The sequence below is a fragment of the Paenibacillus sp. YSY-4.3 genome, from assembly GCF_054767475.1.
Genome location: NZ_BAABMC010000008.1, coordinates 70081 through 88084, shown reverse-complemented (window position 1 = coordinate 88084; position 18004 = coordinate 70081). Strand labels below are relative to the sequence as shown.

Genomic DNA, 18004 nt, shown 5'->3' with positions numbered 1-18004 from the left:
GCTTGGAAGGAATGCTGCGAAAGTGCAGGATTTTTTTCGTTGCAACAGCAATATTGCATATTTATGATACAAAGTCCTCACGGTTACCTATTAAAAGTGGGGTCTTTCCCTCCAATAAATTAAACTACTGATATATGACTGTTCCTAGATGGTTAGGAGAAGGTAATCAGGATCAGGTAACTCAGGATCAGGTCACTAGATGTATTTCATGCAGTTAGTTTCTCGGTTTTGGCCGTATCAGAGAGAACTAACTGCAAAACCTACATTTAGTTTTAAGCTATTTCGACGAATGAGCTCTATTCAGGCAAACTAACTGTATGTTTTGCATTTAGCGCATGTATTTTTTATAAAAGAGCATAACTAGCTGTATAAAATACATTCCGATTTTAAATTATCAAAGAAAGGTTACTTGAGCTTCTGGAAGGTGAAGTCCACAATTTGTGAGTGATTTATTCGGTGATATGTGGGGGAGTTGGGACATTATTGCACGAAGGGAAAGGGGTTTGACTTTCTATCAGTTTAGGTATAAACTGATAATAACAACAGGAACAACAAGTACATCTATACATCAATCGAATCGATTATCAGTTACATTTCATCTAAATAACAACAATCACATTTTTTAAAGGAGGTGATGGCCAGTGGAAATGGACCGGCAGGAGGAACGTCTGGGGCTGCTTATATGGTACCGGTTATCCCGGATTTATAATCAGAGCTTGCGGGCGTCGAACCAGCATTTGAAGGCTTGGGATTTGACGGTAGCGCAGTTTGATTGCTTAGTGCAAATCGGTTCGCATGAAGGCTTTACCCAGCAGGAACTGGCGGATAAGCTGCTCGTTACCAAGGGGAACATCACGCAGCTGCTCTCAAAGATGGAACAGCTGGGTTGGATTGAGAGGAAGCAATCCTGGAAGACGAAATCCTTATTTTTGACCGAACAAGGGCGCCAGCTCTATAACGAAGCTGTTCCGGCTCAGGAGCATTTCCAGGCATCGCATTTCGATGGCCTCGACCTGGAAGAGAAGAAGCAGCTCATCGCTTTGCTGCGGAAGGTTCAGCACTCCTCGTTGGAACAAGAATAGATCATACCAGCATGCACAATCTACTAACATGGAGGGATAAATCATGCATTTCAAAGGAATTCACCACGTATCGGCCATCACAGCGAATGCCCAGCAAAACTTCGCGTTTTACACGAAGGTGTTAGGGTTGCGTTTAGTTAAAAAGACGGTAAACCAGGACGATGTTTCCGTATATCATCTGTTTTATGGGGATGGGAGAGGGAATCCAGGAACGGAACTGACATTTTTTGAAATCCCGATGGCAGGCCACAACCGGGACGGGAATGACAGTATTTCGGCGATCTCATTGAGAGTGCCGAACGATGCCGCGCTAGTCTATTGGAGCAAAAGGCTGGATGAGCATGGCGTAGAGCATGGAGAAATTACTGAGCGGGCTGGAAGAGCGACGCTGGCCTTCACCGATTTTGAGGGCCAAAGGTTGATCCTCGTTTCCGATGAGCATAATGAGGGCGTTCAGGGCGGCGTGCCATGGGAAAAGAGCGTCGTCCCCGCAGAGTACGGGATTACAGGCCTGGGTCCGGTGCAATTAACGGTAGCGAGTGCCGAGCAAACGATTTCGGTGCTGAGTGCACTGATGGGCTTCCGGAAGAAAGGGGAATACCCGTCCAGCGTTCCTGGGCAGCCGGATATTCAAGTATTTGAGACCGGGGAAGGCGGCACAGGAGCTGAAGTGCATATCGAGGAGCGGAATGACCTTCCGAAGGAACGCCTTGGCCGCGGCGGAGTGCATCACGTGGCTTTCCGCGTGGACAATGAGGAGGAACTGCACGGCTGGGTCAGCCAGCTTAAAGCGGCGAGAATCCCTAGCTCCGGCTATGTGGACCGCTTCTACTTCCGGTCGCTGTATTTTAGAGAGCCGAATGGCATTTTGTTCGAAATTGCCACCGATGGCCCGGGCTTTGATACGGACGAGAATATCGATCATTTGGGCGAATCGCTCGCACTCCCGCCATTTTTGGAGGCGAAGCGCGAGCAGATCGAGGCTCATCTGAAGCCGCTGGATACCGTGCAGTAACCGTGGCTTGCAAGCCCGATAAATATATAGTTTAGCACGGTGCACGGCTTAGGAGAGACCCGCGGGCATGGAAATCATGCTGTCAGCGGGTCTTTTTGTTGCCTGAATCTCTTTCGTTTGTGATATAAGACAAAAGATGTCATATATTCCGGGGTAAGCTAAAGAGGAAATAAGTATAAATCACCGGGAAGGAATGAATGAACATGAATACGAAGTTGGAGAGGGACAGGCTGGACAGCTTAATGGCGAGCGTGAAACGGAATTCGTTACGGGGCAAGGTTGCTGTCGTGGCCGGAGCAACAAGAGGGGCTGGACGAGCGATTGCAGTGACGCTGGGGGCAGCCGGGGCTACCGTATACTGCACGGGACGAAGCGTTCGCGGAAATCCGTCTGATCTGCAGCGCTCCGAGACGATCGAGGATACGGCAGAGCTGGTGACGGCTTGCGGGGGCCAAGGAATCCCTGTCCGGACGGACCATACACTGGAAGAAGAAGTGAAGGCTTTGTTTGAGCGGGTTAGCGCGGAGCAGGAGGGGCGATTGGACATTCTTGTGAATGATTTATGGGGCGGCGAGCATTTGACGGAGTGGGGCGTTCCCTTCTGGGAATCCTCCTTGGCGAAGGGACTGCTCATGCAGGAGCGGGCCGTCAAAGGACATATGATTACAAGCTACTATGGAGCGCCGCTAATGACTGCAAAGCAATCGGGGCTGATCCTTGAGGTTACGGACGGAGTGAGTTACAACTATCGCGGCAATCTGTATTATAGCCTGGCCAAAATATCCCCAATCCACTTGGCAGCCGCCATGAACGAAGAGCTGCGCCCCTATCATGTGACCGCATTAGCGGTGACGCCGGGATTTTTGCGGTCTGAGCAAATGCTGGAGTACTTCGGCGTGGAAGAAGGAAATTGGCAGGACGCCATCGCCCAAGAACCGCACTATGCCGAATCAGAAACGCCTTATTTCCTGGCGCAAGGAATTGCCGAGCTCGCCGCCGATCCTCAGGTTGCCGCCAAAGCGCAGGAGGGCCGGGTATGGTCAAGCTGGAGCTTGTCCGATGAGTATGGCTACCGCGATATTGACGGCCGCAAGCCGCATTGGGGCAATTATGCCGAAGCTCAGGGGCTGCCAGTTAATTGACCGTTTATAAGCTTGCCAGAGTTTTCGCGGATCCGCTCAAGTCTTGATCCACAGGATGAACGCAAAAAAACCGGCCTCTCCATACGGGGAACCGGCTTTTTTGTTTGAGCTTGGCGTAATGTAGCGCCGTAACACCCAAAGTATTCAATAAGCTCTCTCTCGGCTTCTCTCCACGCTTCGCTCGAATGCGACAATCCACTCGCCCTGCACGAGAGCATATCCGGAATCGCCTTCGACGACGAGTCCGTACAGATTCTTGACGTCGAGATACTCTTTGCGGTTTCCGTCGTCAAATTGCAGGGTGATATAATAGTGGGTCCGCGATGTAGAAGAGTGCATGTGATCATCCGCATGGTGGCTGGAATGATGCTCTACGTACGTACGTTTGGATACGACGGTGGCAAAAACCGATTCTTGCGGCGATCGCTTGTTTTGGGCGTATTTTACTCCGTTTGAGATGAATACGGCGATGATTATTCCAAATATAATGATGAAAATAATGGGGAAAAGAGTGGACATGGTATTAAAAAAAGGGTCTCCTCCCATAGGTGAAAAACCGAAATTAGACATATGGCAAGCCTCCTCCTCAATATAAACGCAACTAAAATACAAATGGTTTCGCTATATTGTTTTACTATTCCAAAATTGTCCGGCTTAGACGTTGCTACGTTATTTTGCCTTTATTGTGCCGTTTTGCAAATTATGTTAATATGAAATTACTTCTAAACAAGAACGGAGGGTTCCCTGTGATTTACATTAAATTCCGTTTTACCACTTTGCGCGGCTAATTGAATAGTGCTCAAAGGCTCTGCCCTGTGCAGGGCAAACGGGATAGGTGTGCTATCATAAAGGGAATCTTTATAATAGAATATGCCGATTGTTGCTTGCTGTCGCTGACAGTGAGCGCTATTTGCCGTAGGCTGGATGCCGCGGCAATCTTGTTTGCATGACACAGGGGGATGCCTGTGTCTTTTTTGTCATATCATAATTCAGAAATTCGGCATCGAATGCCGGAGGAGGTCATGTATATATGGAACAATTGGAGCAGAAGGCGATTTTGGTAGGAGTGAACCTGGATCATCAGGAGGATTTCGAATACTCGATGGAAGAGCTGGCGAATTTGACGGAGGCCTGCCATATTGAGGTCGTTGGCACGCTCACGCAAAATTTGCCCAAAGTCAATAAATCTCATTACATCGGAACAGGCAAAATCAGCGAAGTCCGCGGGCTGCTTGAGGGGCAGGAGGCGAATCTCGTTATCTTCAATGATGAGCTGTCTCCGTCGCAAATCCGCAATTTGGAGGCGGATCTGGAATGTAAGGTCATCGACCGGACGGTGCTCATCCTCGACATTTTTGCTCAGCGGGCCAAAACGCGGGAGGCTCAGCTTCAGGTTGAGGTCGCTCACATGAAATACATGCTGCCGCGCCTCGTCGGGATGAGGGAGTCCCTTGGCCGGCAGGGCGGCGGCGTAGGCACGAAGAACCGCGGAGCAGGGGAGACGCGGCTCGAGCTGGATCGCCGGCGGATCGAGGAGAAAATCACGGTACTGAGCAAAGAGCTCGAGGAACTCGTGGCTCATCGCCAGACCCAGCGCAAGCAGCGCAAGAAGAAGGAGCTGCCCGTCGTATCCCTGGTAGGGTATACCAATGCCGGTAAATCGACGATTATGAATGCGCTGATGGAGCGGTACAACCAAGCGCCGGAGAAGCAGGTATTTGAGAAGGATATGCTGTTCGCTACGCTGGAGACCTCGGTGCGGAACATACCGCTGCCGGACAACAAGGCTTTTTTGCTTACAGATACGGTCGGCTTCGTCAGTAAGCTCCCGCATCATCTGGTTAAGGCGTTCCGCTCCACACTGGAGGAGGTGGCGGAGGCGGATCTGCTGATCCACGTCGTTGACTACAGCAACCCGGAATATGAGCGGCTCATCCAGATTACCAATGAAACCTTGAAGGAAATCGGCATTACTGACATTCCGACGATCTATGCGTACAACAAAAGCGATTTAACCGATCATTCCGTACCGAAGGTTGAAGAAGATCGGATTTATATGGCCGCGAAGCCGCGAATCGGTATCGAGGAATTGGTGCAGTCCGTCAGGAAGTCAATTTTCAAGGATTACATCCGCTGTGAGATGCTTATTCCGTATGATCAGGGTGCGCTCGTATCTTATTTCAATGAGAATGCGAACATTGAATCCACCAGCTATGAGGCTGAAGGCACCAAGCTGACGATGGAATGCAGGCAGAGCGATTACAGTAAATTCAAGCAGTACGTGATTGAAGCGGGTAGCTAGAAAATAACAAATATGCAAAAGGCCCGGACAGTACACTTTATGAAGTGCGGCTGTCCGGGCCTTTTGCTGGTCGGCTCATTTATGTTTATTCCGCGGTAATTTCACCTCGAACGCGGTGCCTTCTCCCGGCTGGCTCATGACACGGATCTCGCCGCCATGCGCTTCTACGATCGACTGGGTGATGGAGAGGCCGAGACCTGCACCTCCTTGGCTTCGCGTCCGCGAAGCGTCGCTGCGGTAGAAGCGGTCGAATACGTGGGGAAGGTGCTCGGGCGGGATGCCGCAGCCGTTGTCGCGAATGGCCAGCACGGCTTCCGTCCGCGTCGCGGTTAGCGTTACGGTAATCAGGCCCTGCTCGGGATCGGTATGCTGCACGGCATTGCTGAACAGGTTGAGGATAACCTGTTTAATCGCATTGTCATCATACATTCCCGTCACTCCTCCTGTCAGGACGAAACGGGCTGTCCGCTGCTTGGCGAGCATCCGCAAGTGGGGCTCCATCTCCGAAACGAGGGAATCCAGCCGCGTCTCCCGCCGCTCCAGCTCGGGCTGGCGATCCAGTTTGGCAAGCAGCAGCAGATCCTCAACGAGCTTCTTCATGCGCGTCGATTCGCCAAGCATGCTCTTCAAGGATGCGTGCAATTGCTCCGGATTCGCTGCCGCGCCGCGCAGAAGCACCTCCAGAAATCCGTGGATGGAGGTGAGCGGAGTCCGCAGCTCATGCGAGGCATCTGCGATGAAACGCCGCATCTGCTCCTTTGCCTCCCGTTCACCTTCGAAGGAAACTTCGAGCCGCTCGAGCATTCCGTTGAACGACTGGGCGAGGGCATCGATCTCCGATTGTCCCTGCCTGGAGGGGAAGCGGATGTTCAAATTGCCGGCATTGATGTCCTCGACGGTACGAACCATGCGGTTCAGCGGATGCAGCGTCCGGCGCAGCAGGGGCAGGTAGAGCATCAGGCCGCAGGCCAGGGCAACTGCCGACAGGCCAGCGAACGTCAGCAGCTGGCGCAAGACGATACTCTGCAGCGGCGCGGTGTCTTTGCCGATCTGGATCAGCCCGTATTGCGTGCCGGGCCCTCCCGCCGGCCGGAAGACGATGAGCTGCTCCCGGCCAGTCTCATCCTGAACAACCTCATAGCCGCCATGCGCCTTATGCTCGGATTGCTTCAGGAGAGCGGCGTATTTCTCGGCGGACAATTGCGGCGAGCGCATGCCTGAAGCGCCCGACAGGTCCATGAATCCCCCGTTCTCCGAAATATAGGCGATCGACATGTCGGGCAGGAACAGCAGCGGTCGACCGCTGGAATTATCCGAGCTGTCCTTCCCCGTAGTCGAGGCTGCGGGGTTGGCGGCGGATGTTTCCCCGGTTAGCGGTACACGAATGTTCCAGCGCTCCGGTACGAAGCCGGGGACGCCGAAGAGCTCCTTTGGGAATCCGCGCATTTGCGAACTCATCGTTTCCGCCTGGTTCCGGTACAGGAAATCCTTCATAATGACGTACTGCAGCGCGCCGATCAGCAGAAGCAGAACCGCCAGTACGAGCAAGGAACGGGACAGCAGCTGGATCCGGAGAGAACGAGGGGCTGCGGCGCTCCGGATGCGGCTCTGAATCAGCTTCAGCCTGCTCATATATCGACCCTGTATCCGGCCCCGCGCAGCGTCCGGATGAGGCGATGCTCTTTATCGTGCAATTTATCGCGCAGCGACCGGATGTATACCTCGACGATATTTTCTTCGCCGCCGAAGTCATAGCCCCATACTTTGTCTAGAATGATCGTCTTGCTCAGCACGATGCCGTGGTTGATCACGAGATATTTAAGCAGCTCATACTCCGTAGGAGAGAGCTCAAGCACCTGATCGTGGTAGATGATTTCTTTCTTCTTGTCATTGACGCGGAACGGACCGATCGTTACCTCGCCGATCAGCGCCGGGAATTGGTTGCGCAGGCGCGCGCCGATGCGGGCCAGCAGCTCTTCGAAGCTGAACGGCTTTATGACGTAATCGTCGGCCCCGATTGTCAGTCCCTTAACCCGGTCCTCTACTTCATCCTTTGCCGTCAGCATAATGATGGAGGCGTGCAAACCGCTTTTTTTCAGCATTCGGCAAACCTCCCAACCGTCCATACCGGGCATCATCACGTCCAGAACGACGATATGCGGCTGGAATTCCGCGGCCAGATTAACCGCGCTTAGTCCGTCGTGCGCGCTCCGCACCTCGTATCCTTCATTGACGAGACCGAGCTCGAGGAACTGAACGATGTGGGGCTCGTCGTCGACGAGCAGAATTTTTATGCCTTTCAAGTGACTCATAGGTCGAGGCCTCCTCTTGTAGCGACTGGCAGTTTAGTTCTCTTTATTATAGGGGATGTTACTGAAAGTACGCTGAAAAAAACGATCCCGATGTAAAATATTTGAATCTAGGACTCTATCATCTTGATTGTCCGAGGCCTTGTAGGATATACTTTTCTAAGCTAATGAGTAAAAGGAGAGTATTTAGATGGACAAAGTATTGATTTTCGGTCACAAAAATCCGGATACGGATACAATTTGCTCCGCTATCGCTTATGCGGACCTGAAAACTAAGCTGGGCTGGAACGTCGAAGCCGTCGCTCTTGGCAGCGCGAATGGGGAAACTCAGTTCGCTTTGGATCGTTTCGGTTTCAAGGCTCCTCGCATTGTGGAGAGTGTAGCGGGCGAAGTGAAGGATGTCATTCTCGTTGACCACAATGAACGCCAGCAGAGCGTGTCGGATATCGATCAGGTTCGGGTGGCTGAGGTTATCGACCACCACAGAATCGCCAACTTTGAGACAAGCGGGCCGCTCTATTACCGCGCGGAGCCTGTAGGCTGCACGGCAACGATTCTGAACAAAATGTATAAAGAGAACGGCATCGAGGTTCCGGCGAATATCGCAGGCTTGATGCTGTCGGCTATTATTTCCGATTCCCTGCTGTTCAAATCCCCGACCTGCACCGAGCAGGACGTCGCAGCAGCTCGTGAATTGGCTGCAATCGCTGGCGTGAACGCAGAAGAGTACGGCCTGGACATGCTCAAAGCGGGAGCGGATTTAAGCGACAAAACGATCGAGGACCTGATTTCCCTCGATGCGAAGGAATTTGAAATGGGCGGCTCCAAGGTAGAAATCGCCCAGGTCAACGCTGTTGACGTAAATGACGTATTGTCGCGCCAATCCGAGCTGGAAGCTGCGCTGAATGGCATCGTGGAGAAGAAGGGGCTCGATCTGTTCCTCTTCGTCGTGACGGATATCCTGAACAACGACTCCGTGGGACTAGCTCTAGGTAAGGATGCTGCTGCGGTGGAAGAGGCTTACGGTGTTAAGCTCGATGACAACAAAGCGGTGCTGAAGGGCGTAGTATCCCGTAAATCGCAAATCGTACCCGTATTGACGGACATTTTCAACAAGCGTTAATTTTTACGAAAAGAGTCCGGAAGCAAATTTCTGCTTCCGGACTCTTTTTTCGCATTAAAACAACAATTTGTCACCTTTTGACTGCACTGGTGCTGAGTCACTATGCCGATTGCGGTTTAAAATAATAGAATGAAGAAGTTTAAACCGAATCCAGGGCGGAGCCTGAATCCGCACCCACCGGGATAGGGTTAGGCTTGTGTTTGAAGATCGGGATAAGGATCAGCGCTCCGATCAGCATGACGATTCCCGATACGGCATAAATTTCGACGAGCGGGAACATTTTTTTCAGCAGACCTGCTAGGGACATCATGATGACCATCATCCCCATGAACATCGGACTGAGCACGCCGTTCACCCGGCCGACGTAAGACTGCTCGGTCCATTGGAGAATCAGCGTATTGATGCCGATTTGAATGCACGGGAAGGTGAGGCCATTGATGAACTGCAGCGTTAGCGTTAGCGGAATGCTGGTCGAGAAGCCCATTCCGGCGATACATACGGCGCTGACCGCCATTCCGAAGGCAAGCAGCAGCTGTGGCGCGATTTTTTTCGTCAGCGTCATAATCAGGACGCCGCCTATAAGCATGGCGGAGCCGTTGACGATGAGCAGGAACTGCAGGAACTCTTTCGGCTGTCCCAATCTTTCGGTAACAACGAACAGTCCCAGAGTTTGAATGGTACCGACCGCAAGGCCCGCAATCGCAAAGGTAGCGCCGAGCACTTTCAGGACTTTGCTGCGCCATACGTAGCGGAATCCATCGGCCAGTTCTTGGCGGATGTTGGATGCGCGTTCCTCCTTGTGTTCCGGTTTCTCATCCGCAGGCAAGCGGAACATGACGAGGGCGGACAGCAGGAAGGCTACGCCCATAACGGCGATCGATTTTTCAATCCCGAATTGGTGGTAAGCATAGATGCCGAGCGCAGGTCCGATGATCATAAAGATCGCAACCAGCGATTGGAACAAGGCCATGCCTTGCTGCAATTGATCGGGGTGAACGTGCTGCTTGAACAGCTTCATCACCGAAGGCTGCGAGAATTGCGACAGGATCGCCGATGCGAAGGTAGCCAAGTAGACCGTCTCCCAGGATCCGTACATCAGCGTTAGCAATACGACGAATACGGATATCGCGGACAGGAAATCGCACCAAATGATCGTGCGTTTCGGCAGCCATCTGTCGGCAAATGCCCCGCCGATAAAGGAGAACACAAAGATCGGCGCGAATTCTACTACGGAGATCAGTGAAATTGCCAGCGGATCCTCATTCGTCATATCCGTAACGAACATCAAGATGGCGAAATTCCTAACCCAAATTCCAATCTGCAAAAGGACATTTGAGATGAGAATGGTCTGGTAGAACCGATTACGAAAAAGGCTTCCGTGATTCGAAGCCTGCCCAGCTATGGACATGATTAATCACCTCAAATATGGTTTCTCTTCTAGGTGGGCATAGGATGCCCCTTAGCAACAATAATGCATTTCGATCTACTTGAAAAGAGAAAATTTAACTATAATTGTTTCCTGTATTTTTTTATTATTTTCAGAGTGATTCACTTGATGTATGAACATCCTACTGGACGGAGGCAGAGACATGAGCATCAGAGAAGACGGACAGCAGACTATTCGCGGAAACCGGAGAGAGCATTCAAAGCAAAGCGAAATTGGCCAGTTTTATAAACAGATCGTCAACCATGCTGGAGATATCATTTACTGCTGTGATGAAGAAGGGATATGCGAATACATCTCGCCGTCCGTAGAGTCTTCCCTCGGCTACGTCCCGGAGGAATTGCTGGGCCGCCATTTCACGGAGCTATGCCATCCTGATGACCGGATTTTTACGTTCCGGCGGGAGATGCTCCGCGGCGGGGAAAACGTAGAGCTCCGGCTTAAGCATAAGGACGGAAAATACGTATGGTTCGAATTCAACATTACCCGGCTCGGTGCCCAGGGAGGATTGGAGAAGCCGGTCATTCTTGCCATCGGCCGCGATATTTCAAAATGGAAGTACGAACGGGCAATTCTGTCCGAAACGATGCGCACCGCGTTAATCGGCAGCTGGGAATGGGAACTGGCAGAGGATGAGATCGTCCTGTTCGATTATGTATATGAGATGTTCCATATTAAAAAGGGCTCCGTAGTAACAACCGCCCAGCTCGTAGAGCTTATGCAGGAAAATGAGCGAAAGCGATTCATAGAAGCGATTCGGCGGGCCATGGAAGTAGGGAAGCTCGACTTCGAATTCCAATATAAATATGAGGACGGTACTATTGGCTATTATTGCCTAAAAGGTACTGTATCCTATGACGAGGACAAGAGGCCCGTTAAGATGAACGGAACCGTGCAGGACATTACGGAACGCAAAAACATCGAGCGCAAAATCCAGGAAACGGTTGAACGGTATACTTCATTGAAGAAGTACAATCATGATGCCGTATTTTCCCTTGACCTGGAGGGCAACATTATCAATGCCAACGTCATGGCTGTGAAGATGACCGGCTATGAAATCGAGGAAATGGCCGGCAGGAGCTTCTCGCGCTTTATCGGGGAGAAATACGTCCAGCGCATCCTGAAAGAGGCAATCAACGATCCGAGCATCGAAAAGCTGATTGATAAGCTTCATACGAAACAGGGCGAAACGGTAGAGGTATTGACGACGATTGCTCCAATCATTATCAACAACGAGAACGTGGGCTTCTATATTATCGCTAAAGATATTACCGAGCAAAAAAGACTGCTCATCGCCAAAGAAGCGGCCGAAAGCACGAATAAGGCCAAAAGCGAATTTCTGGCCATGATGAGCCATGAAATCCGCACGCCGATGAACGGGGTCATCGGCATGACGGATCTGCTGCTGGAAACGACGGAGCTGGATAACACCCAGAGGGAATACCTGAACATTATCCGCAAGAGCGGGGACACCCTGCTGAGCATAATCAACGATATCCTCGACTTTGCCAAAATCGAATCGGGCAAGACCGTGCTGCATAAGGAACTGTTCGATATCCGCAAGTGCATCGCCGAGACGCTGGACGTGCTTACGCCTAGAGCTTATGGGAAGGGGCTGACGATGAAATACGACGTCAATCCCGACGTTCCAGACGCCTTGATCGGCGATCCGGATCGCCTGAAACAAATATTTCTCAATTTGGTCGGGAATGCGGTAAAGTTCACTTTTAACGGCGGAGTATCGATCTCGGTTGAGCTGCTGGAGAGGCAGGATCAATACGTCAGATTGAAGGTTATCGTCAAAGATACCGGAATCGGGATTCCCAAAGATAAAGTATCGCATCTATTCGAACCGTTCTCCCAGCTCGATCATTTCATGACGCGGAATTATGAGGGCACGGGGCTGGGGCTGGCGATTACCAAACGGCTGATCGCCCTGATGGACGGTGATATTTGGGTAGAGCCTACGGATGGGCAGGGCGCTACCTTTGTATTCCATATTATGCTGAAAGTGCCCGCCATGCAGACGGCTGCGGGCAAAGGAGCGGACGGAGCTGGCCTGGACGGAAGGCGCGCGCAAAAGCTGAGAATTCTTGTAGCCGAGGATAATGAGATAAACCAGATTGTATTGAAAAAAATGCTCGAACGGCTTGGTCATCATATTACGATCGTCTCGAACGGCATAGAGGTTATACAGAAAGTCGCCTATGAGCCGTTTGATCTTATTTTTATGGACGTGCATATGCCTGAGCTTAACGGGCTTGACGCGACGCGGGTCATTAAGGAGACCGTACCCGCGGAGAAATGGCCCGTTATCGTTGCCGTCACCGCCAACGCCTTGAAGGGGGACAGAGAGAACTGCCTGAATGCGGGGATGGATGACTATATCAGCAAACCGATCAAGAGCACGACCATCGCGGAAATCATCGCTAAGTACTTCGGATAATCAGGCAACTGAATCAGCATATAATGGAAAGCGCCTTGCATGATAATGCAGGGTGTTTTTTTATTAAGGACAGAGAAGGGGAGCAAAAGGCTCTAATAAGCAGTGATCAAAAGAATGCATGCCCTGTTAGCGTTTACAAGCAAATCTCGATCAGTTGTGAAAAAACGCTTAAATTTTATATAATCGAATCCGTGAGCGTTGCACCGGACCCCAATTTAATGTATACAGGAGGATTACATCATTTGTTTAAAACATCGAATATTCGTACGGCATGGTTCTCGAACACGCGCGCTGATCTGCTGTCCGGCCTAACGGTTGCTTTTGCATTAATACCTGAGGCCATCGCCTTCTCGCTATTGGCCGGAGTGAGCCCGATGGTCGGGCTGTATGCTTCATTTTTCATCGCTGTAGTGATTGCTTTTGCAGGGGGAAGACCGGGAATGATCTCGGCAGCTACGGGGGCCATGGCGCTGTTGATGGGCGGCCTCGTCCGCGACTATGGCATCGAGTATCTCTTTGCAGCTACGATTCTCGCCGGCGTCATTCAAATTATTCTCGGCGCGCTGCGGCTTGGAAAATTAATCACCTTTTTGCCGCATTCCGTCATGGTAGGATTCGTAAATGCCTTGGCGATCCTGATCTTCATGGCCCAGCTTCATTATTTTTCGGGCGAAGGCTGGGTGATGTACGCCCTGGTTTCATTGACTCTAGTTATTATTTATGTATTTCCCCGGATTACGAAGGCATTTCCTTCGGCCTTGGCAGCTATTATCATCGTATCCGTCATTACCATGCTTCTCGGCTTGGACGTCAAGACGGTGGGAGACATGGGGACGATTACGAGCGCTTTGCCGGTATTCCATCTCCCAGAGGTAGGCTTGTCGTGGGACATGCTCAAGGTGATATTTCCGGTTTCTTTATCCCTAGCCATGGTGGGGCTGCTTGAGTCATTGATGACGGCGACTTTGATCGATGAGATCACCGATACGCCAAGCGATAAGAACCGCGAGATGAAAGGGCAGGGACTAGCCAACATCGTTACAGGCTTCTTCGGCGGTATGGCGGGCTGTGCTATGATTGGCCAGTCGATGATCAACGTTAAATCCGGTGGACGAACCCGTTTGTCTACATTGGTGTCGGGTGTTGGCCTGTTGTTCCTCATCATCGTGCTCGGCGATGTCGTCAAAGCGATCCCTATGGCGGCCCTGGTCGGCGTAATGTTCATGGTTTGCATAGGCACGTTCGATTGGGGTTATATCAGATCCATGCGCCGGAAAATCCCATATTCGGAAGGCTTCGTAATGGTTGTTACCGTCGCGGCCGTCGTAGCCACGAACAATCTTTCCATTGGCGTCGGCATCGGCGTTTTGCTCAGCGCGCTTATTTTTGCCTGGAGGATGGCTAAGATTCGGATTACTTCGGAAGAGCAGGCTGATTTCAAGCATTATACGGTAAAAGGCCAAATGTTCTTCGGTACCGTATCTGGCTTCCTAAATGAATTTGACGTATCGGATGACCCAAAGCATATCGTTATTGATTTCACGGGATCTCACGTGTGGGATCATTCCGCCGTTCAGGCCATTTCCAAAGTCATTGCGAAATACAACGAGCAGGGTAAGAAAGTACAGCTCGTGGGATTAAACAGGGAAAGCTCGGAGCTCGTTGCCCGGGTTGGATTATTCGTTCCCGGAGAACAGGGCTAATGTTCAGAACAAAGGCAGGTCCGCATAACATGAATGCGGCCTGCCTTTAATATTTTTATAGGAGACTGAATCTTTCAAGCTGGTCATGGAGCCCTTCCCGGATTAGAATTTCCACCTGTTTCGGCCCGATCAGATCGAAGTGTGGATAAGCGTCCCGGTGATGAATGTATTTCGGGTTCAGCCCGTTATCCTCGCACCATGCCGCCAATCGCTCCAAATCATTGCACCCGACTTTGGTGACAGTCGTGATGCCTGGAAAGCGCGGATCCAGCCAGTAATGCGTCAAGTATGCAATTTCTCCTCGCGAGGCCCGCTGTTTCCAGACGTTCAGCTCCTCCCGGGTGATTCCGAAGGCCATGACATCCATTCCTTTGCATGTAATTATTTATGAATGCCTCTCCATAGAAAGGCCACGATTTTAGCCGCTGCTTCTTCATTGGACTCGAACAATGACTCATTATTCGAATAGCGCCGTTCGCCGATCCTTAGCATAGACACGAATAAATGCGCCGTGAGAAAAGAGTCCTCGCAGTGGATCTCTCCCTGCTTGGCGGCATCGGCGAAGCCGGTCTCCAGCGCTTCGTACAAGGCGTTCTCATGTTGGTTCAACTGATCATGCTGCTCCACGGTCAAATGATGTTTCACTTTTGCCGCCATGCCATCCATATGTACCTGCGGAACGCGCAAATAATTTTGGGCAATGAGCTCAAGCCGTTCCCGAAAAGAGCCTGACTGAGCGAGCAGCGCCTCGATCCGCTCCTTCACATTGATGAGAACGGCGGCCATCGAAGCCACGAACAGTTCGTTTTTGGTTGGAAAGTAATAATAGACGGAAGCCTTAGTTACCCCCGAATGCTGTGCGACCATATTCATGGAGACGGATTCGAAGCCTTTCTCCATAAACAGCTTGGAGGCGGTAAATAAAATATGCTGCGAAGTAGGCAGCCCTTCCTGCTGTACGGGAGGCCTTCCCAAGGGCTTCTTGCTTGGTGCTTTCATTAAGCTCACCTCAAATTACTTTACTGACGAATCATTATACCATAAGAAGCTGTTCAAATAATCATCTTCCCCACAGGGCGAGCAAAAAATGAAATTAGGCGATTGATAATTAACCTCCCGGTATATATAATTACTGATATGATTTATTTCACGTAGACTCAAATTTGAGAATATGGAGATGAGAGAAGCGATGGAACATTTGCTGGTACGGCTTGGCCGCTGGTTTGCGGGAAGCAAAACGAAATGGATTACTTTGGCTGTCTGGATTGTTCTCGTAGGAGCTTTGACCGCGATCTGGCCGGGCGTTAACGAGAAGGAGAACAATAATGCGGCCAATCTGGAGGCGTCGATGCCCTCGGTGCAGGCACAGCAGTTAGCCGAGCAGGAATTCCCGAGTGATTCCGGGATTCCGGCATTGCTCGTCTGGCAGAGGAACGGCGGGTTGACCGAGCAGGACTTCGGCAGCCTGCAGCAGCTTGCGGCTTGGCTAACGGACAATCCGCTTGCAGGGCAGGAGGGGGTTCCGCCATTCCACCAAATGCCGCTGGCCGTACTTCAGCAGCTGGCTTCCGAGGATGGAACGGCATTCGTGCTGCCGCTGTTCTTCAGCAAAGAAGCGGATGCGGATACCCTCGAAGCGGGCATGGAGCAAATCCGGGAGCAGTCGGAGGAAATCTTTGCCGCCGATCCGTTCGCGGTAAGCATTGACGATGGAGAAGGCCTGTCTGCGAGGGTGTCCGGTCCAGCGGGTATTTCCATTGACGCGGTCGGATTGTTCTCCAGTGCGGACGTATCGCTGCTTATTGCCACGGTGGTGCTTGTGCTTGTGCTGCTGCTGCTCATTTACAGATCGCCGATTTTGGCGGTGATTCCTTTGATCGGTGTGGGCTTTGCCTATGGGGCGGCCAGTCCGATTCTCGGCAAAATGGCCGATATGGGCTGGATCACTGTCGATTCACAGGGCATTTGCATCATGACAGTGCTGTTGTTCGGCGCCGGAACGGACTATTGCTTGTTCCTGATTTCGCGTTTCCGGCAAATTCTCGGCGAAGAACGTGATAAGACGAAGGCGCTTATCCGCGCATTCAAGGATTCCGCCGGAGCGATTGCGATGAGCGGCTTCACGGTCGTCATCGCCTTGCTTGTGCTTATGTTCGCCAAATACGGCGCAGTCCACCGGTTTGCGGTACCGTTCAGCTTGTCTATCCTGATTATGGGTGCAGCCAGCCTGACACTCGTTCCTGCGCTGTTGGCCATCTTCGGCCGGGGCTCCTTCTATCCGTTCGTACCCCGTACGCCGGAAATGATCGCCGAAAGAGCGCGGAAGAAGGGCAAATCTGTTCCGGCCTTTTCCCCGGCGGCAGTCAAGCCGCAAGGGGGCCTGATCGGCCGGGCGGTAACGCGGCGTCCATGGCTAATCATTGCGATCACCGTCATTTTTCTAGGGGCATGCGCAATGAATTCCACCCGGATCGAATATACCGTGGACTTATTGTCAACGTTTCCCGAGAGCAGCCCATCGCGGGAAGGCTTTGCCATTATCAGCGACAAGTTCACGCCAGGCGAGCTGGCTCCGGTCAAACTTATGGTCAATACGGAAGGGAAGGACGTGTCTCTGCAGGAGATGTTCTCCGCTCTCACTTACGTTAGCAAAGTGTCGGACGCGGTAGAAGGGAGAGGCCACCCGGATATTAAGGCTGTAGAGATCGAACTGAATCTGAATCCGTATTCCAACGAAGCGATGGCGCTCATTCCGGAGCTGCGGGAGACGGCAGAAAATATGCTTCTGGCGGCTGGTATTTCAGCGCCGGAAGACCATGTGTGGATCTCGGGGCAGACGGCGACCCAATATGACACGGATCTGACGAATCAGCGCGATGCGGCTGTCATTATCCCGATCGTCATTGGGCTGATCGCTCTTCTTCTTCTGCTGTATTTGCGTTCCGCCGTGGCGATGCTGTATCTCGTCCTGACCGTTGTGCTGTCCTATTTCTCGGCGCTCGGTCTCGGCTGGTTCGTTATCCATGATTTGATGGGGACTGAAGCGATTCAGGGGCTTATTCCGCTTTATGCGTTTGCTTTTCTCGTAGCCCTCGGCGAAGACTACAACATATTTATGATCTCCAGTATTTGGCGCAAGAGCAGAACGATGCCGCTGAAGCAGGCGATTCGGGACGGGGTGACGGAGACGGGCAGCGTCATCACGTCAGCCGGGCTGATTCTTGCTGGCACGTTTGCCGTACTGGCAACGCTGCCAATTCAGGCGCTCGTTCAGTTTGGCATCATCTCGGCGATCGGCATCTTGCTGGATACATTCATCGTCCGTCCTTTCCTTGTGCCATCCATTACGATGGTGCTCGGCCGCTTCTCCTTCTGGCCGGGACGAGGTTCAAAGAAAGCGCTGGCTGAGCAAGGTGAGCAGTATTCGGCAAGTTAAAA

At 51.7% G+C, this 18004-nt stretch carries 14 protein-coding genes; 8 read left to right on the top strand and 6 right to left on the bottom strand.

What is annotated here, in order from left to right; genetic code table 11:
* The first annotated feature begins 647 nt into the window (after positions 1-647).
* The 3 genes from ACYUJT_RS21185 (at position 648) to ACYUJT_RS21175 (ending at position 3239) form a co-directional block, all read left to right on the top strand.
* Positions 648-1082 carry a MarR family winged helix-turn-helix transcriptional regulator gene (locus ACYUJT_RS21185; protein ID WP_460326214.1) on the top strand — a complete coding sequence of 145 codons (435 nt, stop codon included), beginning with the start codon at positions 648-650 and terminating at the stop codon, positions 1080-1082.
* A 43-nt stretch (positions 1083-1125) separates the two neighbouring features.
* On the top strand, positions 1126-2097 hold the full coding sequence (locus ACYUJT_RS21180) for a ring-cleaving dioxygenase (RefSeq protein ID WP_460326003.1): 972 nt from the start codon (positions 1126-1128) through the stop codon (positions 2095-2097).
* Positions 2098-2339: 242 nt separating this feature from the next.
* Positions 2340-3239: an SDR family oxidoreductase gene (locus ACYUJT_RS21175; protein ID WP_460326212.1), complete on the top strand. Its 900-nt coding sequence runs from the start codon at positions 2340-2342 to the stop codon at positions 3237-3239.
* 144 nt (positions 3240-3383) lie between these two features.
* Here the strand turns inward: ACYUJT_RS21175 and ACYUJT_RS21170 are convergent, their stop codons facing one another.
* Positions 3384-3809, bottom strand: a complete 426-nt coding sequence (locus ACYUJT_RS21170; RefSeq protein WP_460326001.1) for a DUF2500 domain-containing protein — start codon at positions 3807-3809, stop codon at positions 3384-3386.
* A 460-nt stretch (positions 3810-4269) separates the two neighbouring features.
* Between ACYUJT_RS21170 and hflX the strand changes: the two genes are divergently transcribed.
* The gene (hflX, locus tag ACYUJT_RS21165) at positions 4270-5541 is read left to right on the top strand and encodes a GTPase HflX (protein ID WP_460325999.1); all 1272 of its coding nucleotides are present in this window, start codon (positions 4270-4272) and stop codon (positions 5539-5541) included.
* Positions 5542-5616: 75 nt separating this feature from the next.
* Here hflX and ACYUJT_RS21160 read toward each other — a convergent pair whose 3' ends face one another.
* Positions 5617-7173, bottom strand: a complete 1557-nt coding sequence (locus tag ACYUJT_RS21160) for a sensor histidine kinase (protein ID WP_460325997.1) — start codon at positions 7171-7173, stop codon at positions 5617-5619.
* Positions 7170-7853: a response regulator transcription factor gene (locus tag ACYUJT_RS21155; protein WP_460325995.1), complete on the bottom strand. Its 684-nt coding sequence runs from the start codon at positions 7851-7853 to the stop codon at positions 7170-7172. Before ACYUJT_RS21155 ends, ACYUJT_RS21160 begins: the two co-directional genes overlap by 4 nt.
* 187 nt (positions 7854-8040) lie before the next feature.
* On the opposite strand from ACYUJT_RS21155, the gene ACYUJT_RS21150 reads away from it, so the two are divergent.
* Positions 8041-8973, top strand: coding sequence for a manganese-dependent inorganic pyrophosphatase (locus ACYUJT_RS21150; RefSeq protein ID WP_460325993.1), 933 nt, complete (start codon positions 8041-8043; stop codon positions 8971-8973).
* Positions 8974-9112: 139 nt separating this feature from the next.
* On the opposite strand, the gene ACYUJT_RS21145 is transcribed toward ACYUJT_RS21150, so the two are convergent.
* Positions 9113-10381, bottom strand: coding sequence for an MFS transporter (locus tag ACYUJT_RS21145; RefSeq protein WP_460325991.1), 1269 nt, complete (start codon positions 10379-10381; stop codon positions 9113-9115).
* A gap of 181 nt (positions 10382-10562) precedes the next feature.
* On the opposite strand from ACYUJT_RS21145, the gene ACYUJT_RS21140 reads away from it, so the two are divergent.
* Positions 10563-12863: a PAS domain S-box protein gene (locus tag ACYUJT_RS21140; RefSeq protein ID WP_460325989.1), complete on the top strand. Its 2301-nt coding sequence runs from the start codon at positions 10563-10565 to the stop codon at positions 12861-12863.
* A gap of 242 nt (positions 12864-13105) precedes the next feature.
* The gene (locus ACYUJT_RS21135) at positions 13106-14566 is read left to right on the top strand and encodes a SulP family inorganic anion transporter (protein ID WP_460325987.1); all 1461 of its coding nucleotides are present in this window, start codon (positions 13106-13108) and stop codon (positions 14564-14566) included.
* Between the two features lie 55 nt (positions 14567-14621).
* On the opposite strand, the gene ACYUJT_RS21130 is transcribed toward ACYUJT_RS21135, so the two are convergent.
* Together ACYUJT_RS21130 and ACYUJT_RS21125 are read right to left on the bottom strand one after the other, a co-directional pair.
* Positions 14622-14924: a hypothetical protein gene (locus tag ACYUJT_RS21130; RefSeq protein WP_460325985.1), complete on the bottom strand. Its 303-nt coding sequence runs from the start codon at positions 14922-14924 to the stop codon at positions 14622-14624.
* Between the two features lie 23 nt (positions 14925-14947).
* Positions 14948-15565, bottom strand: a complete 618-nt coding sequence (locus tag ACYUJT_RS21125; RefSeq protein ID WP_460325983.1) for a TetR/AcrR family transcriptional regulator — start codon at positions 15563-15565, stop codon at positions 14948-14950.
* A 190-nt stretch (positions 15566-15755) separates the two neighbouring features.
* On the opposite strand from ACYUJT_RS21125, the gene ACYUJT_RS21120 reads away from it, so the two are divergent.
* A complete protein-coding gene (locus ACYUJT_RS21120) occupies positions 15756-18002 on the top strand; it encodes an MMPL family transporter (RefSeq protein ID WP_460325981.1) in 2247 nt (748 codons plus the stop codon).
* The last annotated feature ends 2 nt before the right edge of the window (positions 18003-18004 follow it).